The 26,963-nt window shown below is 67.4% G+C and carries 25 protein-coding genes; 10 read left to right on the top strand and 15 right to left on the bottom strand.

All coding sequences use genetic code 11. The features are described 5' to 3' along the window. Positions 1–67: 67 nt before the first annotated feature. Positions 68–532 (bottom strand): pyridoxamine 5'-phosphate oxidase family protein, encoded by a 465-nt coding sequence (locus G9C83_RS08430; RefSeq protein ID WP_167245644.1) that lies wholly within the window; start codon positions 530–532, stop codon positions 68–70. Positions 533–675: 143 nt separating this feature from the next. Between G9C83_RS08430 and G9C83_RS08425 the strand changes: the two genes are divergently transcribed. The 3 genes from G9C83_RS08425 to G9C83_RS08415 all read left to right on the top strand — a co-directional run bounded on the left by G9C83_RS08425 (position 676) and on the right by G9C83_RS08415 (position 4,230). Next, positions 676–1,905, top strand: coding sequence for an FAD-dependent monooxygenase (locus tag G9C83_RS08425; RefSeq protein ID WP_167245643.1), 1,230 nt, complete (start codon positions 676–678; stop codon positions 1,903–1,905). An 880-nt stretch (positions 1,906–2,785) separates the two neighbouring features. Beyond that, complete coding sequence (locus tag G9C83_RS08420; RefSeq protein WP_167245642.1) at positions 2,786–3,763, top strand: VOC family protein; 978 nt, start codon at positions 2,786–2,788, stop codon at positions 3,761–3,763. A gap of 89 nt (positions 3,764–3,852) precedes the next feature. Beyond that, a complete protein-coding gene (locus G9C83_RS08415; protein WP_167245641.1) occupies positions 3,853–4,230 on the top strand; it encodes a VOC family protein in 378 nt (125 codons plus the stop codon). Here the strand turns inward: G9C83_RS08415 and dmpG are convergent, their stop codons facing one another. The 3 genes from dmpG to G9C83_RS08400 form a co-directional block, all read right to left on the bottom strand. Continuing rightward, positions 4,231–5,259, bottom strand: coding sequence for a 4-hydroxy-2-oxovalerate aldolase (gene dmpG, locus G9C83_RS08410; protein WP_167245640.1), 1,029 nt, complete (start codon positions 5,257–5,259; stop codon positions 4,231–4,233). It lies immediately after the preceding gene. Next, a complete protein-coding gene (locus G9C83_RS08405) occupies positions 5,252–6,190 on the bottom strand; it encodes an acetaldehyde dehydrogenase (acetylating) (RefSeq protein ID WP_167245639.1) in 939 nt (312 codons plus the stop codon). The genes dmpG and G9C83_RS08405 overlap by 8 nt, the downstream gene beginning before the upstream one ends. Positions 6,191–6,307: 117 nt before the next feature. Then, a complete protein-coding gene (locus tag G9C83_RS08400) occupies positions 6,308–7,801 on the bottom strand; it encodes an aldehyde dehydrogenase family protein (protein WP_167245638.1) in 1,494 nt (497 codons plus the stop codon). Positions 7,802–7,903: 102 nt separating this feature from the next. On the opposite strand from G9C83_RS08400, the gene G9C83_RS08395 reads away from it, so the two are divergent. Further along, complete coding sequence (locus tag G9C83_RS08395; RefSeq protein WP_167245637.1) at positions 7,904–8,686, top strand: fumarylacetoacetate hydrolase family protein; 783 nt, start codon at positions 7,904–7,906, stop codon at positions 8,684–8,686. A 12-nt stretch (positions 8,687–8,698) separates the two neighbouring features. Here the strand turns inward: G9C83_RS08395 and G9C83_RS08390 are convergent, their stop codons facing one another. From G9C83_RS08390 to rdfA, 3 genes are all read right to left on the bottom strand, one after another. Further along, positions 8,699–9,460, bottom strand: a complete 762-nt coding sequence (locus G9C83_RS08390; protein ID WP_167245636.1) for an IclR family transcriptional regulator — start codon at positions 9,458–9,460, stop codon at positions 8,699–8,701. A 219-nt stretch (positions 9,461–9,679) separates the two neighbouring features. Continuing rightward, complete coding sequence (locus tag G9C83_RS08385; RefSeq protein ID WP_167245635.1) at positions 9,680–10,465, bottom strand: fumarylacetoacetate hydrolase family protein; 786 nt, start codon at positions 10,463–10,465, stop codon at positions 9,680–9,682. A 138-nt stretch (positions 10,466–10,603) separates the two neighbouring features. After that, positions 10,604–11,233 (bottom strand): rod-determining factor RdfA, encoded by a 630-nt coding sequence (gene rdfA / locus G9C83_RS08380; RefSeq protein ID WP_167245634.1) that lies wholly within the window; start codon positions 11,231–11,233, stop codon positions 10,604–10,606. 125 nt (positions 11,234–11,358) lie between these two features. On the opposite strand from rdfA, the gene G9C83_RS08375 reads away from it, so the two are divergent. The 4 genes from G9C83_RS08375 (at position 11,359) to G9C83_RS08360 (ending at position 17,093) form a co-directional block, all read left to right on the top strand. Then, the gene (locus G9C83_RS08375; protein ID WP_167245633.1) at positions 11,359–13,302 is read left to right on the top strand and encodes an archaea-specific SMC-related protein; all 1,944 of its coding nucleotides are present in this window, start codon (positions 11,359–11,361) and stop codon (positions 13,300–13,302) included. A 461-nt stretch (positions 13,303–13,763) separates the two neighbouring features. Continuing rightward, positions 13,764–14,999 carry an L-2-hydroxyglutarate oxidase gene (gene lhgO, locus G9C83_RS08370; RefSeq protein WP_347877790.1) on the top strand — a complete coding sequence of 412 codons (1,236 nt, stop codon included), beginning with the start codon at positions 13,764–13,766 and terminating at the stop codon, positions 14,997–14,999. Between the two features lie 41 nt (positions 15,000–15,040). Beyond that, positions 15,041–15,394, top strand: coding sequence for a cupin domain-containing protein (locus tag G9C83_RS08365; protein ID WP_167245631.1), 354 nt, complete (start codon positions 15,041–15,043; stop codon positions 15,392–15,394). Positions 15,395–15,623: 229 nt separating this feature from the next. After that, on the top strand, positions 15,624–17,093 hold the full coding sequence (locus G9C83_RS08360) for an acetyl-CoA hydrolase/transferase C-terminal domain-containing protein (protein WP_208288447.1): 1,470 nt from the start codon (positions 15,624–15,626) through the stop codon (positions 17,091–17,093). A 102-nt stretch (positions 17,094–17,195) separates the two neighbouring features. Here the strand turns inward: G9C83_RS08360 and G9C83_RS08355 are convergent, their stop codons facing one another. The 8 genes from G9C83_RS08355 to G9C83_RS08320 all read right to left on the bottom strand — a co-directional run bounded on the left by G9C83_RS08355 (position 17,196) and on the right by G9C83_RS08320 (position 24,535). Further along, positions 17,196–17,438 (bottom strand): hypothetical protein, encoded by a 243-nt coding sequence (locus G9C83_RS08355; protein WP_167245630.1) that lies wholly within the window; start codon positions 17,436–17,438, stop codon positions 17,196–17,198. Continuing rightward, complete coding sequence (locus tag G9C83_RS08350; protein WP_167245629.1) at positions 17,435–19,426, bottom strand: TRAP transporter fused permease subunit; 1,992 nt, start codon at positions 19,424–19,426, stop codon at positions 17,435–17,437. Before G9C83_RS08350 ends, G9C83_RS08355 begins: the two co-directional genes overlap by 4 nt. A gap of 78 nt (positions 19,427–19,504) precedes the next feature. Continuing rightward, positions 19,505–20,635, bottom strand: coding sequence for a TAXI family TRAP transporter solute-binding subunit (locus G9C83_RS08345; RefSeq protein WP_167245628.1), 1,131 nt, complete (start codon positions 20,633–20,635; stop codon positions 19,505–19,507). Positions 20,636–20,757: 122 nt separating this feature from the next. After that, positions 20,758–21,186 carry a universal stress protein gene (locus G9C83_RS08340; protein ID WP_167245627.1) on the bottom strand — a complete coding sequence of 143 codons (429 nt, stop codon included), beginning with the start codon at positions 21,184–21,186 and terminating at the stop codon, positions 20,758–20,760. Between the two features lie 46 nt (positions 21,187–21,232). Continuing rightward, a complete protein-coding gene (locus G9C83_RS08335; protein WP_167245626.1) occupies positions 21,233–22,054 on the bottom strand; it encodes a fumarylacetoacetate hydrolase family protein in 822 nt (273 codons plus the stop codon). Beyond that, on the bottom strand, positions 22,051–22,398 hold the full coding sequence (locus G9C83_RS08330; protein WP_167245625.1) for a cupin domain-containing protein: 348 nt from the start codon (positions 22,396–22,398) through the stop codon (positions 22,051–22,053). The genes G9C83_RS08335 and G9C83_RS08330 overlap by 4 nt, the downstream gene beginning before the upstream one ends. Beyond that, complete coding sequence (locus tag G9C83_RS08325; RefSeq protein ID WP_167245624.1) at positions 22,395–23,183, bottom strand: SDR family oxidoreductase; 789 nt, start codon at positions 23,181–23,183, stop codon at positions 22,395–22,397. Before G9C83_RS08325 ends, G9C83_RS08330 begins: the two co-directional genes overlap by 4 nt. Before the next feature lie 53 nt (positions 23,184–23,236). Beyond that, a complete protein-coding gene (locus G9C83_RS08320) occupies positions 23,237–24,535 on the bottom strand; it encodes a lactate racemase domain-containing protein (RefSeq protein ID WP_167245623.1) in 1,299 nt (432 codons plus the stop codon). Between the two features lie 92 nt (positions 24,536–24,627). Between G9C83_RS08320 and G9C83_RS08315 the strand changes: the two genes are divergently transcribed. Together G9C83_RS08315 and G9C83_RS08310 are read left to right on the top strand one after the other, a co-directional pair. Next, positions 24,628–25,737 carry a mandelate racemase/muconate lactonizing enzyme family protein gene (locus tag G9C83_RS08315; protein WP_167245622.1) on the top strand — a complete coding sequence of 370 codons (1,110 nt, stop codon included), beginning with the start codon at positions 24,628–24,630 and terminating at the stop codon, positions 25,735–25,737. Further along, positions 25,734–26,951: a mandelate racemase/muconate lactonizing enzyme family protein gene (locus G9C83_RS08310; RefSeq protein ID WP_167245621.1), complete on the top strand. Its 1,218-nt coding sequence runs from the start codon at positions 25,734–25,736 to the stop codon at positions 26,949–26,951. The genes G9C83_RS08315 and G9C83_RS08310 overlap by 4 nt, the downstream gene beginning before the upstream one ends. Positions 26,952–26,963 lie beyond the last annotated feature (12 nt).

The raw sequence follows: 26,963 nt of genomic DNA, 5'->3' as shown, positions 1-26,963 counted from the left end.
CTGTAACCCCAAACGATGTTAAGATTCGTGATTGCCGCGCGATGCGCGAAAAGAGCGGTTCGGGGGTTCAGTCGTCGTAGCCCTGCCCCTTCTGGCCGGTTATCTCCTCGGGGTCGAGGCGGTACCGCGGCTGGTCGGTGATGGGCTCGCCGTGCGGGAAGAGGCTCGCGAACTGCGCGTTATCGAACATCGTGTCCGTGGCGTCGTCGGTCTCCTCCGCTGAGACTTCCTCGATGGGGCCGCGCGCGACGACGCTTCGCCAGTGGTGCTCGTCGTCGAAGTTGTACGTCGAGAACGTGGCAGTCTCCGTCGTGGCGGCGTAGTCGAGCTTCTCGCTGTCCTCACCGAACCGCAACAGCACGAAGTAGAGGGCGTCGCCGTCCCAGCCGAACGAGATCGGGAACCCGTAGGCGACGTCCTCGCTGGCCAGCGAGAGCACGCCGATGCCGCGCTCGCGCAGGAACTCGTCTCGCTCTGCCTCGTCCATGGCGACGCCGCGGAGCGGTCGGTCGCCGGTATCTGGTTCCTCCATACGAACACGTTAGACTACACCGACAAAGATCCCGGTCACGAACATGTTCGAAAACGCGGCGGGCGTCGTGAACTGGTCACTATCCAGGCTCACTGTCGAGCGGGGAAACATCTTTACCCCCTTTCCACGTTGGGTGTAATACGATGAGCGGCTCAGAAGACGTAGACGCGCCTGTCATCATTGCCGGCGCCGGCCCGACCGGCATGACCGCAGCGCTCGCGTTACACGCCAGAGGCGTCGACAGCATCATCCTCGAAGCCGACCCGAAGGACCGAGAGCGGCCCGGTAGCCGGGCCATCTACGTCCACAAGGACACGCTCCGCACGCTGGAGAACGCGTCCCCCGGGCTCGGCCAGCGGCTGGTCGAGAACGGCATGATCTGGTCGACGCGACGGACGCTGTTCCGCGGGAAGGAAGTGTTCGAGCGCACGTACCCCGACCCCGGCGGCGACGGCGACCTCCCGCACTTCACCAGCCTCCCGCAGGTCTGGACCGAGGAGTACATGCTCGACGCCGTCGAGGACGCCGACATCGACGTCCACTGGGACGACGCTGTCGACTCCGTCGACGTCGAGGGCGACGTGGTCCGCGTCACGACCGAGAGCGGCGAGGAGTACGTCGGCAACTACGCCGTCGGCGCGGACGGTGCCGGCTCGCAGGTCCGCAAGGAGATCGGTGGCGAGTTCTCCGGGACGGAGTCCGAGAACTCCTTCATCATCGCGGACATCGCCGAGGACGAGGACAACCCCCTCATGCAGGAGCGGGTGTTCCACTACGACCACCCGCGCGTCGACGGCCGGAACGTCCTGCTCGTGCCGTTCCAGGGCGGCTGGCGCGTCGACATCCAGTGCAAGGAAGACGACGACCCCCAGAAGATGACCGAGGACGAGGAGATCAGCGAGCTCGTCGCGCAGACGCTCGGTGAACGGTACCGCGACCGCGTCGAGTGGGTCTCCCAGTACAAGTTCAAGCAGGTCGTCGCCGACCGCATGGTCGACGACGACAACCGCGTCCTGCTCGCGGGCGAGGCCGGCCACCTGTTCGCGCCGTTCGGCGCGCGCGGGATGAACTCCGGGGTCGCCGACGTCGAGGCCGCGGCGAGCGCCATCACGGTCGCGCTCAACGCCGACGTCGAGGAGGCGCGCGCCGCCGAAATCGAGCGGTACGGCATCACGCGCCTGAAGGCCGCGGAGTACAACAAGGACGCCGCCGGCCAGGCGCTGGAGTACCTCCAGGGCGACAGCTACGTGACGCGCGCGAAGAAGCGGCTCGCGGCGAAGGCTGCCCCGTACTACGAGCCCGCGGGCGAGTGGCTCGACGACGCGCCGTACGGCCCGCACGGCGGCCCGCCGGTGACCATCGGTCAGTACTGACCCGTCCGCGGGCGCCGCGGAAACTGACGACTACGCCGTTCTTCTTCGACGTGCTCGACGCCGTGGCTGCAGCTCTCCGGGTCGAGCTTTCTCGGCCTGTGGAATACCGTCGTTCGCCGGAAGCGGTTTTTCGGTCTCTATAGCTCCGTTAATCTGGGTATTCGGCGAAGGAGAACGACGCGTGCAGCGGATGTCGCCGTCTCCGGTCGCCGAACGCCGGTGTGGGTTCGCCAGGGAGGTTCTGGACGTCGAGATTCCGTTTCAGACGGTGTCGATGCGCGCCCTTCCCGCGGCATTCTTTATCAGAGGATGAAATTCGTTCGCTGACGGCGAACAGTTAGTGTCGTGTTTGAGTCTGCCTACACAGGCGTTGTGAGTGTCGAAATCAGGCACCCAGTCGATCTCGGATCGTATCCGCTGTCGCCCCGACCACGACTCTCGGCAGTGGCCGGTCACGAGGGAGTGGTGGGTGCGCGTGGTATCGAATACCGAATCGGAGACGTCGACCGGGGAGGACGACGTGTACCGAACTGAGACGGTACGGCGCCAGCCGAACGAGATTACTATTTCACACGTCTCCGGCAGAACGAAACAGTATACTCGGTCTGTAGTAATTCTACCAGACCGAACAGCAATATCTGTAACGTGACGGGTGCTATTTAGCGTACAGTGGGCGCCGATTCGCGATTGACGTGACAGACTGTAATTTCCAGCGGCAGACCGTCGGCGGCGTCCACGATTGTGAAAACCACCCAAACGTATATCACGGTTGATGATACAGTTACCCGTGACCGCGGATGAGCTACGCGACCCACGCCGACGGAGACACGAGTGCAGTACGCGACCAAACAACGGCCGAACACGGGCGCGGAGGTCGGCGATGACGGAGACCGTCGCCCCCATCGCGAAACTCGGGCACGTCGTCGCGCACACGCCGGACATCGAGGAGTCCATCTGGTTCTTCCGGGACGTGCTCGGGTTCAAGCTCACGGAGCGAACCGAGGACGGCGCGTACTTCCGCGGGCTCCGCGACTGGGAGCACCACACGCTCGCCGTCCTCGACACCGGGAAGACCGGCGTCGACCACATCGCGTTCCGGACGTCGAGCCCCGAGGCCCTCGACGAACTGGCCGAGCGGTTCGAGGCGGACGGCGACGACGTGACGTACGTCGACGCCGGCGAGGAGCCCGGCCAGGGCGAGGCGATCCGCGTCGAGAAGTTCGGCCACCCCTACGAGTTCTACTACGACGTCGAGAAGCCCGACGCCCCGAAGGGCCAGCGCTCCCGGCTGAAGAACCGCGTGTACAGCGAGGCCGCCGGGGGCCGCATCGCGCCGCGGCGCATCGACCACACGCACGTCCAGGACTCCGTGTCGCCGGCGCACGCGGAGTGGCTGCAGGACGCGCTCGGCTTCCAGGTGAACGAGCAGTACCGGACGAACGACGGCGAGCTCTGGGGGTGGTGGTTCTCGGTGACGCCGCTCCCCCACGACATCGCCATCCACCGGCTCCCCGAGGGCGAAGCCCCGATGTTCGACCACGTGTCGTTCCACCTCGACAGCCTCCAGGACCTCTGGGAGGCCGCGGACGTGCTCGCCGAGCACGGCATCGAGCCCGACGGCGGCCCCGGCAAGCACGCCATCACGAGCGCTGACTTCCTGTACGTCTCGGACCCGGCCAGCGGGCTCTGCGTGGAGTTCTTCGCGGGCCCCGGCTACCTCAACTTCGAGCCGGACTGGGAGCCGATCGAGTGGACCGAGGACGAGATCGGCGGCGAGACCAGCCACCAGTGGATCGGCGAGGGTCCCGGCTGGGAGGGCCTCGCGTACCCCGACGAGGAAACCGGAGCGTCCCAGTAGCCCCGCGTCGTCACTCTTCTCGCCCGTCAGCGTTCGCCGAGACTGCGCGAAACGGGAATTTTATGTCCGGTCCGCGGGAGGAACGAGGCATGGACGTGATTCACAGCGCCATGTGGGTGTCGGACCTCGACCGAACGCTGTCGTTCTACGTCGACGAACTCGGCCTCGAGAAGACCAACGAGTTCGTCAGCGGCGACGGCGCGACGAACGTCTACGTGGCCGGGGACGACGGCACGGAGCTCCAGTTCAAACACCACCCCGAGCACGACGTCGACGTTGACGCCGACGGCTTCGACCACGTCGCGCTCGCCGTCGACGACACGGACGCGACGACCGAGCGACTCGTCGAGGAAGTCGGCTGCACGCTGCGCCGCGGGCCGCTGACCTCGGAGGGCGCGAACGCCCGCGTCGCGTTCGTCGAGGACCCGGACGGCTACGGCATCGAACTGGTCGAAGAACTGGCGTAGTCAGTCGTCCGCTTCCGCTGCGCCCTCGCGGGCGAGTCTGTCGGCGACGTCCGTGATGAGGTCTTCCTGGCCACCGACGACCTCCATCTCGCCGAGTTCGACGAGGATGTCGCGGGGGTCGACGCCGTACTGTTCGCCCGCGCGCCGGGCGTGCCGGAGGAACGACGAGTAGACGCCCGCGTACCCCAGCACCAGCGAGTCGTTGTCCAGTTCGGGCATCGTGTCGTCGTCGAGCATCGGCAGCAGGACGTCCTCGGCGGCGTCCATGACGCCGTAGAGGTCCGGGCCGACGTCGTAGCCCGCGCGGTCCAGCGCGCCGACCAGAACCTCCATCTGGGCGTTCCCGGAGCCCGCGCCGAGCCCGCGCAGGCAGCCGTCGACGGTGACCGCGCCCTCGTCGAGCGCGGCGAGCGTGTTCCCGATGGCGAGCCCGAGGTTGTTGTGCGCGTGGAACCCGACGTCGATGGAGAGCTCGTCGGTGAGCAGGCCGACGCGGTCGCGGACGTCCTGCGGGAGGAGCGCGCCCGCGGAGTCCATCACGTAGACGGCTTCCGCGCCGTACTCCTCCATCAGTCGGGCCTGTTCGAGCACCGTCTCGGGCGGCGCCATGTGCGAGAGCATCAGCAGGCCGTTGGCCTCCAGGCCGCGCTCGGTGACGTACTGGAAGTGCTCCTCGGAGATGTCGGCTTCCGTGACGTGCGTCGCGATGCGGCAGACGTCGGCGCCGTGGTCGGCTGCGAGGTCGAGGTGTTCGACCGTCCCGATGCCGGGCAGCAACAGCACGGACAGCTCGGTGTCCGTGAGCTCGGGCGCGACCGCGTCGAGGTACGCCTCGGTGTCGGCCGCCGACACGCCGTAGTTGATAGAGGACCCGCCCATGCCGTCGCCGTGCGAGACTTCCACGACGTCCATGTCGGCGGCGTCGAGCGCGCTCGCGACGTCGGCCATCTGGTCGGGCGTGAACTGGTGGTCGACGGCGTGCATGCCGTCGCGCAGCGTCATGTCCACGAGCCGCGGCGAGTCAGTCATCGGTCTCACCCCCGGCGACGGCCTCGTTCGGCTGGGCGGCGATGCGTTCGGCGGTGCCGAGTGCTGCGCTGGTCATGATGTCGAGGTTGCCCGCGTACGGCGGGAGGTGCTGGCCTTCGCCTTCGACTTCCAGTTGCGTCGAGAGCACGACGTCGCCGTCGAGGTCGAAGCCGACGTCGTCGGCGTCTCGCACGGTCGGTTCGAGCGTGATCTCGTAGCCGGGGACGTAGGACCGGATATCCTCGGCGATGCGCGAGACGGAGTCGCGGACGGCGTCGACGTCGGTCGTCTCCGCGACGCGCGTGTGGACGGTGTTCCGCATCATGATCGGCGGCTCGGCGGGGTTGAGTGTGATGATGGCCTTCCCCTCGTCGGCGCCGCCGACGACTTCGAGGCCGGCCGCGGTCGTCTGCGTGAACTTGTCGATGTTCTGCCGCGTGCCGGGGCCGGCGCTCTTCGACGCGATGTGCGAGACCATCTCCGCGTACCCCACGTCGGCGACGCGGTCGACCGCGTGCACGATGGGAATGGTCGCCTGCCCGCCGCACGTGACCATGTTGACGTTACGCGTCTCCCCGACCACGTCGTCGAGGTTCACCACGGGCACCGCGTACGGGCCGACCGCCGCCGGCGTCAGGTCGATGGCGAACAGCCCGAGCTCGTCGTAGACCGGCGCCTGCTGTTCGTGGACGTGCGCGCTCGTCGCGTCGAACACGAGGTCGAACTCGTCGGCGTGCTCGCGCACGCTGTCGACTCCCTCGGTGCCGACGTCGATGCCCTCCTCGACAGCGGCCTGCAGGCCCTCGGACTCCTCGACGGGGAAGATGCCGATCACTCGTTCGAGGTCGATGGCGTCGCTGCGGTCCAGTATCTTGTACATCAGATCGGTCCCGATGTTGCCGGGGCCGACGATGGCTGCACTAACACCCATGCCAGCAACCACCGCGGACAGGCAGTTAAAGCTACGGGTGGTCGATACCGCGGAATTCGCGACACTCACGGCTCCTCGTGTCGATTCGCGGGCGGAGACGGGAGGGGGCTGTCCGCGTCAGAACGGGTAGTCGCGGGACTCCCGCTGGACCGACGTCCACTTCACCTCGGTGAACTCCTCGAGGATCCAGTCGCCGTTGTAGCGCCCCATCCCGGAGTCCTTCTTCCCGCCGAACGGCACGTGGGGCTCCACGTTGACCGTCTGGTCGTTGACGTGCATCATCCCGACCTCGATCTGGTCGGCGACGTCGCGAGCGCGCCCGCGGTCGGCGGAGTGGACCGAGCCCGCGAGCCCGTACTCGGAGGTGTTCGCGAGCTCGATGGCTTCCTCGTCGCTGCTGAACGGGACGATGGGCGCGATTGGGCCGAAGTGCTCGTTGCACGCCGCCGTCATATCGTTCGTGACGTCGGTGAGCACCGTCGGCTCCACGAACAGGCCGTCGTGGTCGCCGCCGGTCTCCAGCGTCGCGCCCTCCTCGATCGTCTGCTCGACGTACTCGAGCATCTCGTCGCGCTGGGCCTCGTTGATGATGGGGCCGATGACTACGTCGTCGTCGAGCGGGTCGCCGATGGGGAGTTCGGCGGCGCGCTCGGCGAGGCGCTCGGCGTACTCGTCGTAGATGGACTCGTGGACGAGGTGGCGGTTGATGGAGATGCAGACCTGGCCCTGGTTCCAGAACGACCCGAACACGCCGGCGTCCACGGCGTCGTCGAGGTCGGCGTCCTCCAGCACGACGTGTGGGTTGTTGCCGCCGAGTTCCAGCGCCGGCAGCGCGAAGTGGTCGACCGCGTTCTGCCCGACGAGGCGGCCGACTTCCGTCGAGCCCGTGAACGCGATGACGTCGCTCTCGGGGTGGGCGGCCGTTCGGTCGCCCGCCGTCGAACCCGGTCCGGTGACGACGTTGAGGACGCCGTCGGGCAGCCCCGCCATGTCGAACAGCTTCGCGATGAGCAGCCCGCCCGTGATGGGCGTCTCGCCCGCGGGCTTCAGCACGACCGTGTTCCCGGTGGCGATGGCGGGCGCGACCGCGCGGATGGAGAGTTTCATCGGGACGTTCCACGGCGAGATGACGCCGACGGTGCCGACGGGCTCGCGCTGGACGATGTTCTCCTTGCCCGGAATCTTCGACTGGTTGTGGCGGCCGGACATCCGGAACGCGAACGACGCGGCGTCGTGGACGAACGTGACGGCGCCGCCGTGTTCGATGGCCTGTCGCGGCTTCGTCCCGCCGCTCTCGATGGCGAGCAGGTCACAGATCTCGTCCTCGTACTCCTCGAGGAGCTGGGCGACCGTGCGGACGACGCGGGCGCGCTCGTCCGGGGTCGTGTTCGCCCACTCCTCCTGAGCGGCGGCCGCTGCTTCGTAGGCGGCGTCGACGTCGGCCTCGCCACCCTTCGGCACTTCCGCGACGACCTCCCGGGTCGCGGGGTTCTCGACGTCCGACAGTTCGCCGCTCTCGGCGGCCCGCCACTCGCCGTCGATGTACAGCTCGCTCCAGTCCGCGTCGATGGACAGGTCGGCCTCTCCAGTAGTACTCGTTTGCTGGCTCATGCTGTCACCTACGGGTTGCTCGTCCGACCACAAATACGTACGGGTGTACCACGCTGCGTGTTAGCGACAGCGTTAAGTGTCGTTTCCCGGAACATCGCGTGTATGAGTTTGGACGAGTCCAAGCTGCAGGAGTACGCAGAGCAACTGCACGATGCGTGGGCGTCGAAGACGCCGGTCGAGCCGCTCAGCAACGACACCGCCTTCGACACGGCCGACGCCTACGAGATCCAGTCCCGGGTCGTCGACCGCATCCTCGACGACGGCGACGAGATCGCGGGCCACAAGCTCGGACTCGTGAGCGCCGCGAAACAGGAACAGCTCGGCATCGACGAGCCCATCTTCGGTTACTTCACCGAGGGCGGGATTCTGGACGAGCCGGTCGTCCGGACCGACGAGCTCATCGCGCCGCGACTGGAGGCCGAAATCGGGCTCGTGCTCGACGAGGACGTGCCGGCGCCCGCCTCCGTGACGGACGTGCTGTCGGCCACCGGCGCGGTCGTCCCGGTCGTCGAGATCCTGGAGAGCCGGTTCGCGGGCTGGGAGATCCCGAGCGCGCAGGACGTCATCGCGGACAACACGTCCGCGGGAAAGGTCGTCGTCGGGGAGACGCACAGCGACGTCACCGACGTTGACCTCCGGATGGAGAGCGTCGTCGTCTCGAAGAACGGCGAGGTCGTCTCCTCGGGCACCGGCGCGGACATCATGGGCAACCCGGCGCGCGCCGTCGCGTGGCTCGGCGACCGCCTCGAAGACGTCGACGACCGGCTGGAGGCCGGCGAGCTCGTGATGACGGGCGGCATCACGGCCGCCGACGACATGGAGCCGGGGGACGTCTACCACGTCGAGTTCGGGAGCATCGGCTCCATCGACGTGCGCGCGGAATAGGCCACCGGGCGGCTACTTGTACTTGATGTCGAGGGCGAGCTCGTTCGCCGTGCTCTGCACCTCGCCGATGATCTCCTCGTCGAAGCCGTCGGTGCCGAGTCGGTGAGTCGGCGCGGAGATGCTGATGGCGCCGAGCAGCTCGCCGTCCACGCGCACCGGCGCGCCGATGCACGCCAGGCTCTCCGTTCGCTCGCCGTGCTCGGTCGCGTACCCGCGCTCGCGGACGGTTTCGAGCTGCTCGGACAGCGCCTCGCGGTCGGTGATGGTCTTCTCGGTGGCCGCGGGCAGCCCCCAGCGGTCGACGATTTCGTCGACGCGCTCGTCGGGCAGGTAGGCGAGAATCGCCTTCCCGATGGCGATGTTGTGGAGGGGGATCCGGTAGCCGACGTGGGTGTCGAGGTTCACCGCGTAGTCGCCGCGGGCCTGGTAGAGGTAGACGCCGCGGCCGTCCTCCTCGATCATGAGGTTCGCGAGCATGTCGGTGTCCGCGGCCAGCTGGTCGGCCTTCGCCCGACCGAACTCGTAGAGGGGAGTGCGGCTGCGGACGCGCCCCCCGAGCGTGAGGAACTCGAAGCTCAGTCGGTACTCCTCGCCCTCTTTGACGACGTAGCCGTGCTCGCGGAGGGTGCTGAGGTGGTTGTGTATCGCGCCCTTCGTCATGTCGAGTTCGGCTTCGAGGTCCTTGATTCGCGCGCCGTCGGTCTCGTCGAGGTGCTCCACGACCGCGAGGGACTTCTCCGTCGTCCGCACCGGGTGGTTCGCTTCCGGGCCCATGCCAACCAGTATCTCGCCCCGACGGATAACTGTTTTCCATGCCAAAACGTCCGGGCGGGGGCGCCGCTGGCTTCCTCGACGACGGTTCGCCAGCCGGCGCGCTCCAGAGACGTTACGGGTCGAATCGGGTGAACGCACCACTCGGGACGGCCGCTGACTGGTCGAGAACTGCTCGCCGGCGAGCGGCTGTATTTTGCCTGTGAAAACGCGAGCGCGAAGTCACTCCTCGCCGACGCGGGCGTGCAGCGACCCGAGTGACGTGAACTCGACGCCGAGCACGTCGCCGGGGGCGAGGTCCACGGCCGGCGTGAGCGACCCGCTCAACACGAGGTGGCCGGGCTCCAGCGCGGCGTCGAGGTCCGCGAGCGTGTTCGCGAGCCACGCCACCGAGCGCGCGGGGTGCCCGAGGACGGCCGCGCCCACCCCCGACGCGGCGAGCTCGCCGTTCCGGTGGAGTTTGACGCCTTCCAGGGAGAGGTCACGGCCGTCGACGTCGTGGACGGCCTCGCCGGCGAGGTACAGCGCGGAGGAGGCGTTGTCGGCGACGGTGTCCTCGATCTGGATGTCCCAGTCGCGCACGCGGCTGTCGATGACTTCCAGCACCGGGACGACGCTGCGGGTCGCCTCCAGGACGTCGAGGTGTGAGACGGGCGGGTCGAGGCGCTCGCCGACGAGGAACCCGATCTCGGGTTCGACGCGCGGCGCGATGAGGTCGTCGGCGGGAATCGTCGACCCCGCCACGAACATCGTGTCGAGGAGCCGGCCGAAGTCGGGTTCGTCCACGCCGAGTTGCTCCTGAATCGCGTCGCTGGTCAGCCCGACCTTGTGCCCGACGACTTCGGCGCCGTCGTCGAGGCGCCGCTCCACGAGCCGGGACTGGACGTCGTACGCGTCCGCGATGGTAAGGTCGTGGTCGTCGGTGAGCGGGTCGATGGGCGACCCCGATTCGAGCGCTCCGTACAGCGATTCGGCGAGTCGGTCGCGAGTCGCGTCGTCGAGTTGCACAGCAGTGACAGTCGCCCGCACCGACAAATAGGTTCGCCCCGCGTGCCGGACCGCCCAGTCCCGAGAAGTATTTTCACTGCGAAAACGTACTGCGGTGTCGAGCCGGCCAGTTAGCGGATACTAACAGCGTTACTCGTGTTATTCCGAGTCGGCTGGCGAGCAGTCACAGCCGCCCTCCGAGAGCAGTTCGACGACGCCGTACCGCGAGTTACACTCGGTGCAGAGGACGCCGACGTCGACCATCACGCGGAACTCGCCGAGCGTGAGGTGGGGGGTGTTCCGGAGCTGTTCGAGTTTCGTCTCCGTCACGGAGACGAGCCGGCCCCGGAGCTTCTGGACGGCGTCCGCGACGGTCTCCGCCCGGTCGCCGGTCTCGCGCTCGTACTCCGCGCCCCGGTAGTCCTGTAGGTAGCTCCGCACGGCCTGGTAGGTGACGACGTCCTTCTCCAACCGCTCGACGTCGACGTCCTCGCGCTCCAGGCGGCGACGGAGCTGGGTCTGCTCGGCGGCGCCCGTCTCGTCGGTCGTCAGCGCACGCACGACGTTCTCGATCTCGGAATCGGATGGGTGGAGGCCGGCGTCGTAGAGGCGCTCCCGGACGAGCTCGCGGTTGAAGTGCGTTGCGAGGTCGCGGAGGCTCCAGTGGTCGTCGCCGGTCGCCGTCCAGCGCGCCTCCAGCTCCGCGCCCACGCCCTCGAGGCCGTACTCGTCGACCAGCCGTGCCACCTTGCTCCGCCGACCGCCAACGTCGCGCTCTGCGTCGCCCATGCGTTCCGTACACCGTCCGGCACGCTTATACTTATTCCTGCGGGCCGCGCGGCGGGTTCCCGGACCGTGGCGACGTAGCCGGTCTTCGGCAAGATTTATATTTCTCATGCGTGCAGTGTGTGAGCATGGGAGTCCAACAGTCGAGTCTATCGGACGGGCGGCTCCGCGTCGAGAACGTCGGCGGCATCGAGCAGACCGACGTCGAGTTCACGTCCGGCGTGAACCTCCTCGTGGGGCGGAACGCCACTAACCGAACGTCGCTCCTCCAGGCGTTCATGGCCGCGATGGGGAGCGACCAGGTCACCGTGAAGGGAGACGCCGACGCGGCCGATGTCGAACTCGAACTCGAGGGAGAGACGTACACGCGACACCTGCGGCGGGAGTCCGGCACCGTCGTCACCAGCGGCGACCCGTACCTCGACGACCCCGAGCTCGCGGACCTGTTCGCGTTCCTCCTGGAGTCGAACGACGTGCGGCGCGCGGTCGAGCGCGGCGACGAGCTCCACGACCTCCTCCTGCGGCCGGTCGACACCGAGGAGATCGAGGCGGAGATCGAGCGCCTCGTCGACGAGCGGGACCGCGTCGAGAGCGACCTCGACGAGATCGAGGAGTACAAAGCCGAACTTCCCGCCAAGGAGGCCGAGCGGGAGGAGCTCCGGGAGGAGATCGAGGCGACGAAAGCCGACCTCGAGTCCGCGGAGTCCGAGCTCGACGCGGCCGACGACGTTGAGCAGCGCCAGCAGCAGAAACAGGAACTCGAGGAGAAACTCGACGAGCTGAGCTCGAAGCGCTCGGAGCTCGACGACGTCCGCTACGACCTCGAGACCGAACGCGAGCGCCTCTCGGACCTGAAGAGCGAGCGCACCGACCTCGAAGACGAGCTCGACGAACTCCCCGAGGAACCGGAGGGCGACGTCGGCGAACTGGAGTCAGAGGTCCGGTCGCTGCGCGAGCGCAAGCAGGAACTGGAGTCGTCCGTCTCGGAACTCCGGAGCGTCATCGGGTTCAACGAGGACATGCTCGAGGACCCAGATTCGGACGCGCTCGCGGCTCTCGACGGCGACAGCGACGACGGCGACGTCACGGACGAGCTGCTCGGCGGCGACGACGTGGTGTGCTGGACGTGCGGCAGCGAGGTCGAGGCCGAGCAGATCGACGCGACCGTCGACCAGCTCCGGGAGTTCAGCGCGGAGAAGCTCGACGACATCGCCGAGGTCGAGGAGCGCATCGAGGCCAAGCGGGAGCGCCGCCGCGAACTCGAAGAGACCCGCGAGGAGCGCGAGCGCGTCGAGCGCCGCCTCGACCGCCTCGCGGACGACGTCGAGCGCTGCGAGGAGAACATCGACCGCCTGGAGGGCGAGCGCGACGACCTGCTCGACGAGATCGAGACCGTCGAGGCCGAGGTCGAGGAGCTGGAGTCCGAGGAGTACGGCGAGATCCTCGAACACCACCGGGAGGCCAACGAGCTGGAGTACGAGCTCGGCCGCCTCGAACAGGACCTCGAAGCCGTCGAGGCGGACATCGCGGACCTCGAGGAGCGCATCGCCGAGCAGGACGACCTCGAAGCCCGCCGCGAGGAGCTCGAGGACGAGATCGCGGAGCTCCGCACGAAGATCGAGCGCATCGAGCGCGACACCGTCGAGGAGTTCAACGACCACATGGCGGAGGTCCTGGAGATGCTGGACTACGACAACCTCGACCGCATCTGGCTGGAGCGCCGCGAGCGCGAGGTCCGCCGCGGCCGCCGCACGGTCACGGAGACCGCCTTCGACCTCCACGTCGTCCGCACGACGGACTCGGGCGCGGCCTACGAGGACACGGTCGAGCACCTCTCGGAGAGCGAGCGCGAAACCACGGGGCTCGTGCTCGCGCTCGCGGGCTACCTCGCCCACGAGGTGTACGAGGAGGTGCCGTACATCCTCCTGGACTCCCTGGAGGCCATCGACTCCGAGCGCATCGCGCAGCTCGTCGAGTACCTCGGCGAGTACGCCGACTACCTCGTCGTCGCGCTGCTCACCGAGGACGCGCAGGCCGTCGATTCGGGCTACCGCCGCATCACCGAAATCTGAGCGGCGCGCGGACTCCCCTCTCTGTCGTCGCCTTCCGCGGTTTGTGTCTCCCCCGCAGCTCGCACAGAGTATATAAAAACTCGTATATAATAAACGTCCACTCGGAAGTTATACTATTTCGGATCTCGGCGCTCCCGCCTTCCTCTCGTCGTCACGACTCCGACCGGTGCATTCAAGCGTGGATTAGAAGGGCTCTAACGCATATACAGATGGTCGATCGACGGTGTACTATTGCGGCGAGCCGCGATGCCGTCAATCTGAGTACGGAAGACAGACTTCGAGTATAATAGCGTGTATTCAGCCGTTCGATCTTCTTCTCGGCTATATAGTACTCGTCTGTTCTTAATTTTCCAGATATCGGTGACTCTGTCAGATAACATTTCTACTTTTTATCTGAGTATTATTCATAACTGGTATATCGACCTACGCCTCCGGTCTCGGGGCTGTCACGAACACCACCTATAAGCCGCCGGCAGCGGAACCCTGCGACGAACATGATGCGCCACGACGTCGCCATCGTCGGCGGCGGCTGCGTCGGACTGTCGGTCGCGAAGCACCTCAGCGAGCAGACCGATCTCGACGTCGCCGTCCTGGAGAAGGAACACCACCTCGCGGCCCACCAGAGCGGCCGGAACTCGGGCGTCCTCCACCCGGGGTTCAACTACCCGCCGGACTCGAAGAAGGCGCGGTTCGCGACCGAGGGCACCAGCCGGATGAAGGAGTACTGCGCCGAGCACGACGTCCCCTGCGACGAGCTCGGCGTGCTCGTGGTGGCGAAAGACGACGACGAGGAGGCGCGCCTCGACGACCTCGCCGAGCAGGCCGAGGCCAACGGCGTGGAGTACGAGCTCCTCCGCTCGCAGGCCGAGATTCACGAACACGAGCCCCACGCGGAGGGGCAGGCGGCGCTGTACGCGCCCGAGGCCGCGTCCGTCGACTCCCAGCAGTACGTGTACGCGCTCGCCAAGGAGATACAGGAGGCGGGCGTCGACCTCTACACGGGCTACGAAGTGACGCGCGTCGAGGAAACAGCTGAGGGCTACCACCTCGCGACGACGAACGGCCACTTCGAGGCGTCCTACCTGGTGAACGCGGCGGGACTGCACGCCGACGAGCTCGCCCACCAGGTCGGCGTCGGCGAGGACTACCAGGTGGTGCCGTTCCGCGGCGAGTACTACGAGGTCCGCCCGGAGCGCGCCGAGCTCTGCCAGACGATGATCTACCCGACGCCGAACCCCGAGCTCCCGTTCCTCGGCGTCCACTACACGCGCCGCACGGACGGGAAGGTCATCGTCGGGCCGAACGCGGTGCTCGCGTTCGGCCGCGAGGCCTACGAGAACACGGATTTCGACCCCCGCGACCTCTACGAGACGCTCACCTACGAGGGGTTCCGGAAGCTGCTGTCCTCCCGGATGATGGTGAAGGTGGCGTGGGACGAGCTCAACAAGTCCTACCGGAAAGAGAAGTTCACGGAGGCGTCCCAGCGGCTCGTCCCGGGCGTGCGCGCTGCGGACCTCCAGAAGAGCTACGCGGGCATCCGCGCGCAGCTCGTCAGCGACGACGGCGAGCTCGTGAAGGACCCGCTGTTCGTCGAGCGCGAGGACGCCGTCCACATCCTCAACGCGGTCTCACCCGGCCTGACGTCGTCGCTGCCGTTCGGCGAGCACATCGCGGAGACGCTCGCCGAGAAGGTCTGAGCGACCCCGGAAGTTACGGTCGGGGGCCGCGAGGGAGGGGTATGGAGACGCCCGAGAATCTCACTGTCGGCTCGTGGGACGACCCGTTCGTCGTGGAGGAGGCTTACGACGGCATCGAGCGCCGCGTGCTCTGTTTCGACGACGAGACGATGCAGGTCCACTACACCGTCGACGAGGGCGCGGTGTTCCCCGAGCACGAGCACGAGGAGACCCGGCAGACGGTCTACGTCGTCAGCGGCGCCGTCGAACTGTTCGGCGACCACGAGACGGTGCTGGAGGCCGGCGACACGTTCATCGTCGGGCCGGGCGTCCGCCACGGCGTTCGCGGGGTCGCCGAGGAGACCGAACTCCTGGACACGTTCACACCCCGCATCGAGGAGTACGCGCAGAAATAACTCGGGCAGTCGGTCCGACCGGGACCCGACGGTTTAATAGCGCAGCGCGGGAACCCCGAGACGACAGGCGACGAGCGGAGACGCGGAGCCGGCGGTGCGTCGTCGCCTCCGCGCGCTGCCACGCACACACTATGCCAGATCACACGAGCGGCGGTCGGTCGCCGGCCGCTACAGACAGCTGTATCGCCTCGAACGAGCGCGTGCGGCGGCCGAGCGACGGGAGAGAGCGATGACCGGCCCACCCGAAAAACCTGTCGAGCAGCGGCTGCACGGCGACCTACCGGTCGTCGACGCGGCGACTGCGGCGGGAGCCATCGACGCGGACGCGACGGTGCTCACGAGCGGGTTCGGGAGCGTCGGCTACCCGAAGGCGATTCCGCTCGCGCTCGCCGACGACGACCGCGACCTCGCGCTGACGGTCGTCCACAGCGGGAACGTCGGCGACGAGATCGACGTCGACCTCGTGGAGTCCGGCGCCGTCGAGCGGCGGTTCTCCTACCAGTCCTCCCGGGTCGCCCGCGACCTGACGAACCGCCGCGAGGTGTCGTTCAGCGACCGGAACGCCTCCTCCATCGGCGACGAGGTCCAGCACGGCGGGATGGTCGACCCCGACGTCGCGGTCGTCGAAGCGGTCGCCGTCGGCGAGGACTGGTTCGTGCCGTCGACGTCGCTCGGCCAGGTGCCCGCGTTCGTGGAGGCGGCCGACAGGCTGTACGTGGAGCTGAACCGCCGCCAGCCGCTCGAACTGCAGGCGCTCCACGATATCTACCGCCCGGACGCGCCGCCGAACCGCGACCCCGTCCCCATCTCCGACCCGGGCGAGCGCATCGGCACCACGCACGTCAGCTTCGAACCCGAGAAGCTGGCGGGCGTCGTGGAGACGGACACCGCGGACTCCACGTACACGTTCCGCGACCCGACCGACGACGACCTCGCCATCGCGGAGAACCTCGGCGAGTTCCTCGACGCCGAAATGGAGCGCTCGCCGGTGTTCGAGGACGCCGTCCACCTCCAGTTCGGCGTCGGGTCGCTCGGGAACGCGCTGATGGGCGAACTCAAGGAGCTCGACTTCGGCGGCCGCGACGTCGTCTACTTCGGCGAGCTCATCCAGGACGGCCTGCTCGACATGCTCGACGACGGCCGCCTGGAGTGCGCGAGCGCGACGTCGATGGCGCTCACCGACGAGGGCCAGCAGCGACTCTTCGAGAACGTCGAGCGGTACGCCGAGGACGTCGTGTTGCGGCCGGCGGACGTCTCGAACCACCCGGGCGTCATCGACCAGTTCGGCGTCGTCGGCGTCAACAGCGCCATCGAGTTCGACATCTACGGGAACGTCAACTCCACGCACGTCGGCGGCAAGCAGATGATCAACGGCGTCGGCGGCTCCGCGGACTTCAACCGGAACTCCCTGGTGACCGTCTGCGCGCTCCCGTCGACCCTGAAGGGCGGCGAGGTCTCCCGCGTCGTCCCGATGGCGTTCCACGTCGACCACACCGAACACGACGTCGACGTGTTCGTCACCGAGCAGGGCGTCGCTGACGTCCGCGGGCTGTCGCCCGTCGAGCGCGCCGAGCGCATCATCGAGAACTGCGCGCACCCCGAGTTTGCGCCCGAACTGCGCTCGTACCTCGACGACGTCCGCGAGCAGGACAACCACATCCCGCACGACGTCCAGCGCGCCGCCGAGTGGCACGAGTAACGAGCAGGCGCGCTATTCTGCGGTTCCACGCTCCGTTCTGCAGTCGGAGCCGGCGGCGAGAAGAACGGGAGTGAGAAACGGAGACAGAACGGAGGCGTCCGGCTACAGGGCGACGCCGCCGCCGAGGAAGTAGAGGTACACCCACCAGACGTAGCCGACAGCGAGCGCGATCGCCGTCAGCACTTCCAGGACCCTGACGTAGGTGTCGCTGTGGGCTTCGCGGAAGTCCTGAATCAGCTGGATGCGCTTCCACACCGGCATCAGCGGCTCCGGGACGACTTCCTCGAGGCCGCCGACGTCGGACGTGTCGACCTGGTCTTCGGGGGCTTCCTGTTGGGGGCTCATTGTTTCACCTCCTTCCCGAGGGGGTTCTTGAGGCCGCGGACCATCACCTTCTCGGCGACGAAGACGGCGACGAAGACGGCGATGCCCGCAATCTTCGCGAGCGGCATCGGGTACGTCATGATGAGCACGCCGAGCACCGCGAGCGCGCTCCGGAGGAGGATTTTGCGTCCGATGGACAGCTTGAACGGGTAGTTCAGCCCGTAGATGATGGAGATGGCGCCCATCACGACCAGGAAGCCGACGAAGAGCGTCTCGAGGCCCGGGGTCATCGAAATCATCGCGGGGTTGTAGACGAACGCGATCGGCAGGACGAACAGCGGCGCGGCGATTTTCAGCGCCGCCCCGCAAGTCCGCCAGAAGTTCGCCTCCGCGATGCCCGCCGCGACGACGGCCGCTGTCGCCACCGGCGGTGTGATGCCCGCCAGGATGGCCGCGTAGAACATCGTGTAGTGGGCGGTGATCTCCGCGACGCCGAACTCGGAGACGAACGTCGGGACAATGAGGATGGCCACGATGACGTAGGCGGCCACCGTCGGCATCCCGACGCCCATCACGATAGCGACGGCCATCCCGAGCAGCACTGCGAACAGCAGGACGCCGCCGGAGAGGTTGATCATCAGCAGCGCGATCTTCGCGGGGACACCGGTCGTCGAGAACAGGTTCACGACGCCGCTGATGACCACGAGGATGATGGCGATGGGCGCGAGGATGATGGCGCCCCGCCGGAAGCCGTGAACGGTGTTCTTGAACTGCGTGACGAACTCCGATACGGGGGAGATGTCCGACCCGTCGACGAGTCGCTGGAACGGCGGCATCACGACGCCCGTGATGATCATCGCGAACACGGTGTACATCGCGGACGTCATCACCGTGTACTGGGCGAAGCCGAGGTAGTAGATGAGGACGCCGAACGGGATGCCGAACCGGAGCGCCTCGGCGATCTTCTCGTTGCGCGTGAGCGGTTCGTCGAAGAACTCCGAGAACTCCATGTCCTGGTCGCTGGAGTCGCTGATCGCGGTGTAGTGGACTGCGATGGCGATCGACGTGACCAGAATCGCTGCCGGCACGAGCCCGGCGACGACGATGTTGAGGTACGCCACGCCGAGGTAGGACGCCATCACGAACGCGGACGCGCCCATGACCGGCGGGAGCACCTGTCCCGCGGTCGACGCGACGGCTTCGATGCCGGCCGCGCGGTGGCCGGACATCCCGCTCTCCTTCATCGTCGGAATCGTGAACGACCCCGTCATGGCGGCGTTCGCGGTGTACGAGCCGTTGATGGAGCCGATGACGGCCGAGGAGAGCACGGCCGTCTGTGCCACGCCCGACCGAATGCGCCCGGCCGCGACGATAGCGAGGCGGAGGATCAGGTCGAACGCGCCGTACGCGAACAGCAGTCCCGCGTACAGGAGGAACGGCGCGATCCAGGACGCGGTCAGCTGCGTGAGCGAGCCGTAGAACCCGTACAGGTCAGTGACCGTCGCCTGCAGGAGGGTCAGTTGGCTCATTCCCGCGTGTCCGAGTACGCCGGGGACGGCGTCGCCGAACATCGCGTACAGCATCACGCCGATGACGAGTCCGAGGAAGAGGTTCCCGAACTCGCGCCACGTGAGGTACAGCAGCGAGATGATGATGAGCCGCGCGAGCATGTACTCGTGCTCGCTGGCGAACCCCTGACGCAGGAGGTAGACCATCTCGAAGTTCAGGAAGAAGTAAAAGGACGCCGTGATGAGCACGCCGGCCGACGGCAGCAACACCAGGGCGTCTATCCGGCTGCCTTCTTCGAGCGATTCGCGGGTTTCGTTGAGGGCGTACACCGTCATGATGCCGCCGACGAACAGGACGGCGTACTTGACCGTCGACCACTGTTGGGTGTACGCCCACCAGAGGACGGTTACCCAGAACAGGAGGGCTACGAGCGTGACGCTGATGTCGAGGCCACGCAGCCACCCCGAGGGCCCGGTCTCTCGTTCAGATTGTGTATCCATGTTTGGGTGTGGTTTGCTTGCAGTAAAATATTGATTGGGTTCCGATTCGGGTGAGGGGACTACGCCGCGCGGAGGGGATTACGCCGTCTCGCCCTCTGTGAGGCTGTCGTCCCAGGCGTCGTTGTCCTTGTAGTACTGGACAGCGCCGGGGTGGACGGGGATGCGCTCCTGGGCGTAGGCGAGCATCTCCTCGGCGGAGTCGTAGTCGTTGAACTGCGCTTCGCCGTTGTTGACGACGTCGTTGTGCTCGTGGACGACGCGGCACAGCTCGTAGACTGCGTCGGGGTTGGCCTCGGGGTTGAACGTGTAGTTGACCTCGAGGTCCCAGGTGAACACCTCGTCGGTGCCGATGTCCGCACCCGCGATCTGCCAGTCCTCGTAGGGCGTCCGAGTGGTACCGGCGCCGGAGTACGACTCCGCGGACTCGATGAGCGCGTCCGTCGGTTCGACGTAGTGGAGGTCGACGCGGGAGGCCATCTCCTGCACGAAGCCGGTGTACCGGACGCCCGGAGCGCCGTACGCGATGGACGCGTCGATGGTGCCTTCCTCCATCGCACCGGGCGCGTCACCGACGCCCATGTTCTGGATGTTCATCTGGTCGTAGACGTCCGCCGTCGGGTCCTGCGACCAGACGTCGAGCGTCGTCGCGCGCGTCGAGTAGCCCGGCTCGGCGGGGTAGACGTTCTTGCCGGCGAGGTCGTCGAACGTCTCGATGTCCGTGCCGTCGCGGGCGACGACGTAGATGCTGTACGGGAACGCGCCGAACCCGTACTGGGGGATGCGGGAGACCGACTGCTCGGAGAACCGGCCGCGGTCGTCGAGGGCCTTGTTCAGCGAGTTGTTGTCGGTGATGCCGGCGTTGAACTGGTTCTGGGCCATCCGGTAGATGGTCCCGATGTAGCCGGGGCTCTCGATGGTCGAGTAGTCGAGGGTGTCGCTTTCCTGGCTGACGGCGCGCTCTACGGCGAGCCCGACGTCCTGCGTCCCACCGGCGGAGGTCCCGACGCGCAGCGAGAGGCTCTCGCTGCCGCCGTTGTCGCCTCCCTCGGTCGTGGTGTCGCCACCGCCGCCGCTCTCGGTGGTCGTGTCGCCGCCACCGTCGCCGTCGCCGTCGCCGCTGCCGTCTCCACTACATCCAGCGATGCCCGCGATGCCCGCTGCAGCTGTACCGTACAGGAACTTACGTCGCTTCATGCTTTCGTCCACCATGTTCGTCCCTGACAAACCGTTCGACCTTTAACAATCTATCTGTTTGTTTCACTGTGTCCGTGTATGGAAAAACGCAACTCCCGTCCGAAACCGTCGACTAAAATAAATAAACTGACAGGAGTTCACTCCCCGAGCGACACGGTCACCGGACAGGACGCCGACAGCATCACCGACTGCGTAGTGCTCCCGAACAGCACCTTCCCGGTGGGGCTCCGCTGGCGGCCGCCCATCACGATGTTGTCGGCGCCGATCTCCTCGGCGACCGCGAGCACTTCCTCGGCGACGTCGCCGTGCTCGCGGCGCTTCGACACCGACGCCACTCTCGACTCGAGGTACTCCTCGGCGGCGTCGACGCTCTCCGGGTAGTTCGTCTCGTCCCAGACGTCCTCGGAGTTGACCTGGCCGGCCTCGCCGCTGACTTCGAACTCCTCGAAGACGTTCAGGATGACGACCTCGACTTCTTCCTCGGCGTTCGGGAAGTCCCCGGCGGCCTCGGCGGCGTTCAACGCGCGGTCCGTGTTGTCACCGACTGGCAAGAGTACTCGGTACACGGTACCGACACACACAGCCGCTCGTTATAAAAATTCCCGCTGGCCGTTACCGGGTCACCGGCGCCTCGGCGGTGCCGATGGACTCGACGACGGCCCGCACGTCGTCGCCGGGCTCGATGTGCGCCGCACCCGGCGTTCCCGTGCTGAACAGGTCGCCGGGTTCGAGGGTCATCACGTCCGAGTGGAACGAGACGATTTCCTCCGGCGGGAACAGCATATTCCGAATCTCGTTTTCGGCCTCCACGCTCCCGTTGACCTCCGTCCGCACGGACAGCGACGTGAGGTCCAGGGGCTCCTCGGGCACCGCGAGCGCGGCGCCGGGCACGAGGAACGTGTCGTAGCTCTTCGCGCGCGTGAGGAACCGCGGATTCCGCTGGAGGACGTCCTCCGCCGTCATGTCGATGACGGGGAGGAACCCCGCGATTACGTCCTCGAAGTCCGCCTCGTCGACGTTCCGACAGGTGCGTCCCATCACGACGCCGAGTTCGGCCTCGGCGGTGACGCGCTCGCTCTGCGACTCCGGGGGGAGCCGGATCGGGCCGCCCGGTCCCGTGGGGACCGTCGAGGGCTTCATGAAGCTCGCGGGCTCCTCTGGGCGCTGTTCGTCGAGGTCGCCGGCGTGCTCCTCGTAGTTCAGGCCGATGCCCCAGAGCTTCCCGAACTCCGCGAGCGGCGCGCCGAACGTGATGTCCTCGGCGGGCACGGGCTCGGCGGGCGCGTCCGACACGTCGCCGAGCGTCCCGTCCGCAGCGCGCGGGAGCGCGTCCCGGACGCTGTCGAGGCCCGGTTCGACCGCGTCCAGCCGGACGTAGCCGTCCTCGCCGCCGAGCAGCGGGTCGCCGGTCGCGGTGCGTGCGAGGTACTTCATTCCTCGCGGTCCGTCCAGAAGTCGAACGAGCGCCCGGGCGCGAACACGTCCAGGCCGACCGCGCGCTCGTCGCCGGTGTTCTCGACGCGGTGGGTCTCGTTCGATTCGAGCAGCACCGAGTCGTTCGGCTGCAGCGTGACCTCGCTGTCCTCGGTGGCGACCGTGAGCTCGCCCTCCAGGCAGAGACACACCTGCTCGTTCTCGTGGTCGTGCATCGGCGAGCTGTGGCCCGGCGGCTTCTCGAACCACTCGAAGGAGAACTGGTCGCTGCCCGCCATCGCGACGCGGCGCCAGCCCTCTTCGGGCTCGTACGTCTCCGCGTCGTCGAACTTCACGGGCTTCATAGGTTCGCCCCGATGGAGCCGCCGTCGATGGGGAGCGCGGCGCCGTTGATGTACCCGGACTTCGGCGAACTCAGGAACGCGACCGTGTTCCCGAGCTCCATCGGGTCGCCGATGCGTTCGAGGGGGTTGTCCGACCACGCGGCCAGCCCGTCCTCGTAGTCCTCGTAGTCGCCGCGCTCGATGGCGCTGTCGATGAGGTTCTCGATGCGCGCCGTCTCGTGGGAGCCCGGCAGCACGGCGTTCGCGCGCACCTCGGGCGCGAACTCCTTCGAGAGCGTCTTCTCCAGACCGATGACGCCCATGCGGACGGAGTTCGACAGCACGAGGTTCTCCTTGGCCTCCTTGACGGTCCGGGACGTGATGTTGACGATGGTGCCACCGTCGCCCTCCTCGAGGTGGGGCGCGGCCTCCCGGGCCAGTCGCACGACGCTCATCACGAGGAGCTGGTAGGCGTGCTCCCAGTCGTCGTCGTCCGTGTCGAGGAACGCGCCCGACGGCGGGCCGCCCGCGCTCGTCACGAGGTGGTCGATCGTACCGAACTCGTCGACGGTGGTCTCGACGAGCGTCTTCGCGTCCTCGGCGTCCGTGAGGTCGCCGGGCTGGGCGACGACCTCGCCCTCGGCGACTGCCTCGATCTCTTCGCGGGCTTCCTCGAGCTGGTCCTCGTCGCGGCCGTTGATGACGACGTTCGCGCCCTCCTGCGCGAGCGCCTTCGCCGACGCTTTTCCGAGTCCACTGGACGATGCCGTGACGAGCGCCGCGTTGCCGTCTATCTCTAGGTCCATGTGAGTGGCAATCAGAGGGCACCGGGAAAACGTTTCCGTAAAGGCAATCGGCGCTACGCGTCCGTGAACTGCGCCTCGCCGTCCTCGAAGGCCAGCGCCTCGTCGCCGACGACGGTCGCGGACTCCGGGAGATCGTCGACGACGGCCGCCGAGACACGGAGCTCCTCGAGCTCCTCCGTGTTCCGAATCCAGAGGACGCGCACTGTCTCCGGGTCGTAGCCGCCGAGCGCCGCCAGCGCCGTGCGGAGCGCGAACTCGTCGTCGGGCGCGACCACGGGGAGCTTGGACTTCGCGAGCGACCCGCTCGTGAGCGCGTTCGCGTACGTCTTCTTCAGATCTAGCTGGTCGACGGCGGCCTGCCGCGTGAGGTCCGCGAGCCCGATACCGTTACCGTTGCCCTTCGTCGCCTCGGTGAGCCCGCGCACGTAGATGAGGTCGATGTCGGGCGTCTCGGGGTCGGGGGCGTTCAGCACGCGGTAGCGCCCGATGACGTTCGTGTCCATGCCCGCCCCCGAGATCTCCTTGCCGATCTCGTCGACGACCAGCAGGTCGACGTCGTCGACGGGCAGCGTCGCCATCTCGTCGTACGCGCGCTCCAGCAGTTCGGGCTCGCGGTCGAGGAACGACCCGGCGGGCACGCCCTCGACGTGCGAGAGCTCCTCCTCGAAGTTCTCCACGAGGGCGACCCCGCCGAGCAGGGGTACCGAGGACTCGATGACGTCCAGCGCGGCGGTCAGCGTCTCCACGTAGCCCTCCGCGATGGCCGTCGAGTGGAACGACTTCGCGCCGCGCTGCTTCCCGAGGCCGACGACGGTCATCTTCGCGAGCCCGCTCTCGATGTTCCCCGTGAAGTTAGTGTGGGCTTTCACGCGGTTCACGACGAGCACGGCGTCGGCTTCCAGGGCGGCCGTCGAGAAGTACACGGGCACGTCCGTGTCGCCGACCGTCACCGCGTCCAGTTCCTCGGCGTCCATCCGCGCGTCTATCGGCGCGCCCACACTGTCCTCGGTGATATCGAGGGACTCCAGTATCTCGCGCTGGCCTTCGGGCGTCGCGCCGCCGTGGCTCCCCATCGCGGGGACGACGACGGGGTCGAGGCCGCGCTCGTCGAGGTCGGCGACGACGGCGCGCGCGACGTCGTCGATGCGGTGGATGCCGCGACTCCCGACGCCCACCGCGACCGTCGCGCCGTCGTCGAGGTCGTCCACGTCGAGCGCGTCGAGTTCGGCCCGCGCCGCGCCGACTGGGTCGTCCAGCGAGTCGCTCTCGGGCTCGTAGCGCACCCGGGCGAACTCGGGGAGCGGCTGCGGGTCGATGAGGTGGTCGACGTCGCTGCGGTCGGGGAACTCCATGTGCGGCCCGTCGGGGGGACGCCACTAATACTGTGGGTGTGAGTGTTGCCGATACAATCGCCTACTTACGTGCGTGCGTCGCCGCTCCCTTTATGGAGATCACAGCGGTCGAGTCGTTCCCGATCAAGCTGCCCCTGGAGACCCCGGTCTCGTTCTCCAACCGCACGCTCACGTACCGCGACCACGCGATTACGTACGTGCGGACGGACACCGGCCACGAGGGGGTCGGCTACTCGCTTGGCTACGAGGGCGCGGGCCTCATCGCCGACGCCGTCGAGTCGCTGCTCGAACCGATGCTCGTCGGCGAGGACCCGCGGGACACGGAGCGACTCTGGCACGAGATGTACAACGGCACCGTCCAGATCGGCCGGACGGGCCTGCTGCTGCGGGCCATCTCCACGGTGGACATCGCGCTCTGGGACGTGAAAGGGAAGGCCGCGGGCGAGCCGCTGCACAAGCTCCTCGGCGGGCACAGCGAGCGCGTGCCGTCGTACGCCAGCGGCGGCTACTACCGCGACGACAAGGGCCACGAGGGCCTTCGCGGCGAGATGCGGCGCTACCTCGACGAGGGCCACGACGTCGTGAAGATGAAAGTCGGTCGGCGCTCCGCCGACGAGGAGGCCGACCGCGTCGCCGCCGTCCGTGACGAGATTGGCGACGAGCGCACGCTCCTGCTGGACGCCAACGGCGTCTGGGAGTCGACGACCGAGGCGCTGCGGAACTGCCGGAAGTTCGCGCCCCACGACCCGTACTTCATCGAGGAACCGGTGATGATCGACCGCGTGGACACGATGGCGGAGGTCAACGACGCCCTCGACTACCCGGTCGCCACGGGCGAACTGGAGGGCACGCGGCACAACTTCGCTCGCCTCGCCGACGAGGGCGCCGCGACCATCCTCCAGCCCGACGTCACGGTCTGTGGCGGCATCACGGAGTGGCTGAAGATCGCCCACCACGCCGCCGCCTACGACATCCCCATCGCGCCCCACTACAACTGGAACATCCACGCCTCCCTGCTCGGGGCCATCGAGAACGGCCTCTGGGTGGAGTACTTCTACCGCGACATGGACGTGAAGGCGTTCGACGACGTCGTCGCCGACCCCGTGGAGCCCGACGACGACGGCATGATCGACCTCCCCGACCGTCCCGGCCACGGCGTCCCCCTCGACGAGGACGCCCTCGAGAGATTCAGAGACGAATGAGAGACTTCTCAGACCAGATTCAGACCCGCGACCCGGACCGAGACGTGGAGATCACGAGCATCGACGCGTGCGTCGTCGAAGGAAACTTCGAGTGGAACCTCATCAAGGTCGAGACCGACGCCGGCGTCACCGGCATCGGCGAGTCCTACCGGGGCGGCGGCATCCCCGAGTTGGTGGAGTACACCAACCGGTTCCTCGTCGGGGAGAACCCCCTCGACGTCGAGCGCCTCGTGCGGTACATCTTCCAGGAGATGTCCGGCCACGGCGGCACCACCGGGAAGGTCGTCACCGCGGCCTCCGGCATCGAGGTGGCGCTGCTGGACGCCGCCGGAAAGATTCTCGACCTCCCGGTCTACCAGTTGCTCGGGTCGAAGTACCGCGACGAAGTGCGGCTGTACTGCGACTGCCACGCCGGCGAGGCGTACGCCGTCGAGGACGGCGCGACCGACTACGCGCAGGCGGAGGCGTACACGCCCGAGGCGTACGCCGCGGAGGCCGCGCGCGTCACGGACATGGGCTTCGACGCCATCAAGTTCGACCTCGACCTCCCCGCGGACAACGAAAACGACTCGTACAACGGCCGGCTGACGAACGCCGCCATCCGCGAGAAGAAAGAAATCGTCGAAGCGGTCCGCGAGGAGATCGGCTACGACGTCGACCTGGCGTTCGACTGCCACTGGGACTACTCCGTCGAGAGCGCGAAGCGTCTGGCCTACGAGCTAGAGGAGTTCGACCTGATGTGGCTCGAAGACCTCGTGCCGCCGGAGAACATGGACGCCCAGAAGGAGGTCACGCAGGCCACCCGGACGCCCGTCGCGACCGGCGAGAACCGGTTCCGCGTGTTCGAGCTCTCGGACCTCATCTACAACCACGGCGTCGACGTCGTCACCCCGGACCCGACGACGGTCGGCGGGCTCACGGAGACGATGCGAGTCGCCGACCGCGCGGAGGAGAACTACATCCCGATGTCCCCGCACAACGTCTGCAGCCCCGTCGGGACGATGGCCTGTGTCCACCTCGGTGCGGCGACGCCGAACTTCGACCTGCTGGAGTACCACGCGCTGGAAGTCGAGTGGTGGGACGACCTGCTCGCGCGCGACGAGCCCCTGATTCGGGACGGCCGCATCGAGGTGCCCGAGGAGCCCGGCCTCGGCATCGAACTCGACGAGGACGTCGTCGAGGAACACCTGCTCGAAGGGACCGACGGCTTCTGAGCGCGGCCGGGC

The sequence above is a fragment of the Halobacterium sp. R2-5 genome, from assembly GCF_011734195.1.
GTDB lineage: Archaea > Halobacteriota > Halobacteria > Halobacteriales > Halobacteriaceae > Halobacterium.
Note: the sequence above shows the minus strand (reverse complement) of the source record. Positions and strands in the feature narration are given on the sequence as shown.

Bases quoted from the DNA above. Each gene is read 5' to 3' on its own strand.
- G9C83_RS08430 (WP_167245644.1), bottom strand. From the start codon at position 532: ATGGAGGAACCAGATACCGGCGACCGACCGCTCCGCGGCGTCGCCATG.
- G9C83_RS08425 (WP_167245643.1), top strand. From the start codon at position 676: ATGAGCGGCTCAGAAGACGTAGACGCGCCTGTCATCATTGCCGGCGCC.
- G9C83_RS08420 (WP_167245642.1), top strand. From the start codon at position 2,786: ATGACGGAGACCGTCGCCCCCATCGCGAAACTCGGGCACGTCGTCGCG.
- G9C83_RS08415 (WP_167245641.1), top strand. From the start codon at position 3,853: ATGGACGTGATTCACAGCGCCATGTGGGTGTCGGACCTCGACCGAACG.
- dmpG (WP_167245640.1), bottom strand. From the start codon at position 5,259: ATGACTGACTCGCCGCGGCTCGTGGACATGACGCTGCGCGACGGCATG.
- G9C83_RS08405 (WP_167245639.1), bottom strand. From the start codon at position 6,190: ATGGGTGTTAGTGCAGCCATCGTCGGCCCCGGCAACATCGGGACCGAT.
- G9C83_RS08400 (WP_167245638.1), bottom strand. From the start codon at position 7,801: ATGAGCCAGCAAACGAGTACTACTGGAGAGGCCGACCTGTCCATCGAC.
- G9C83_RS08395 (WP_167245637.1), top strand. From the start codon at position 7,904: ATGAGTTTGGACGAGTCCAAGCTGCAGGAGTACGCAGAGCAACTGCAC.
- G9C83_RS08390 (WP_167245636.1), bottom strand. From the start codon at position 9,460: ATGGGCCCGGAAGCGAACCACCCGGTGCGGACGACGGAGAAGTCCCTC.
- rdfA (WP_167245634.1), bottom strand. From the start codon at position 11,233: ATGGGCGACGCAGAGCGCGACGTTGGCGGTCGGCGGAGCAAGGTGGCA.
- G9C83_RS08375 (WP_167245633.1), top strand. From the start codon at position 11,359: ATGGGAGTCCAACAGTCGAGTCTATCGGACGGGCGGCTCCGCGTCGAG.
- G9C83_RS08365 (WP_167245631.1), top strand. From the start codon at position 15,041: ATGGAGACGCCCGAGAATCTCACTGTCGGCTCGTGGGACGACCCGTTC.
- G9C83_RS08360 (WP_208288447.1), top strand. From the start codon at position 15,624: ATGACCGGCCCACCCGAAAAACCTGTCGAGCAGCGGCTGCACGGCGAC.
- G9C83_RS08355 (WP_167245630.1), bottom strand. From the start codon at position 17,438: ATGAGCCCCCAACAGGAAGCCCCCGAAGACCAGGTCGACACGTCCGAC.
- G9C83_RS08350 (WP_167245629.1), bottom strand. From the start codon at position 19,426: ATGGATACACAATCTGAACGAGAGACCGGGCCCTCGGGGTGGCTGCGT.
- G9C83_RS08345 (WP_167245628.1), bottom strand. From the start codon at position 20,635: ATGGTGGACGAAAGCATGAAGCGACGTAAGTTCCTGTACGGTACAGCT.
- G9C83_RS08335 (WP_167245626.1), bottom strand. From the start codon at position 22,054: ATGAAGTACCTCGCACGCACCGCGACCGGCGACCCGCTGCTCGGCGGC.
- G9C83_RS08330 (WP_167245625.1), bottom strand. From the start codon at position 22,398: ATGAAGCCCGTGAAGTTCGACGACGCGGAGACGTACGAGCCCGAAGAG.
- G9C83_RS08325 (WP_167245624.1), bottom strand. From the start codon at position 23,183: ATGGACCTAGAGATAGACGGCAACGCGGCGCTCGTCACGGCATCGTCC.
- G9C83_RS08320 (WP_167245623.1), bottom strand. From the start codon at position 24,535: ATGGAGTTCCCCGACCGCAGCGACGTCGACCACCTCATCGACCCGCAG.
- G9C83_RS08315 (WP_167245622.1), top strand. From the start codon at position 24,628: ATGGAGATCACAGCGGTCGAGTCGTTCCCGATCAAGCTGCCCCTGGAG.
- G9C83_RS08310 (WP_167245621.1), top strand. From the start codon at position 25,734: ATGAGAGACTTCTCAGACCAGATTCAGACCCGCGACCCGGACCGAGAC.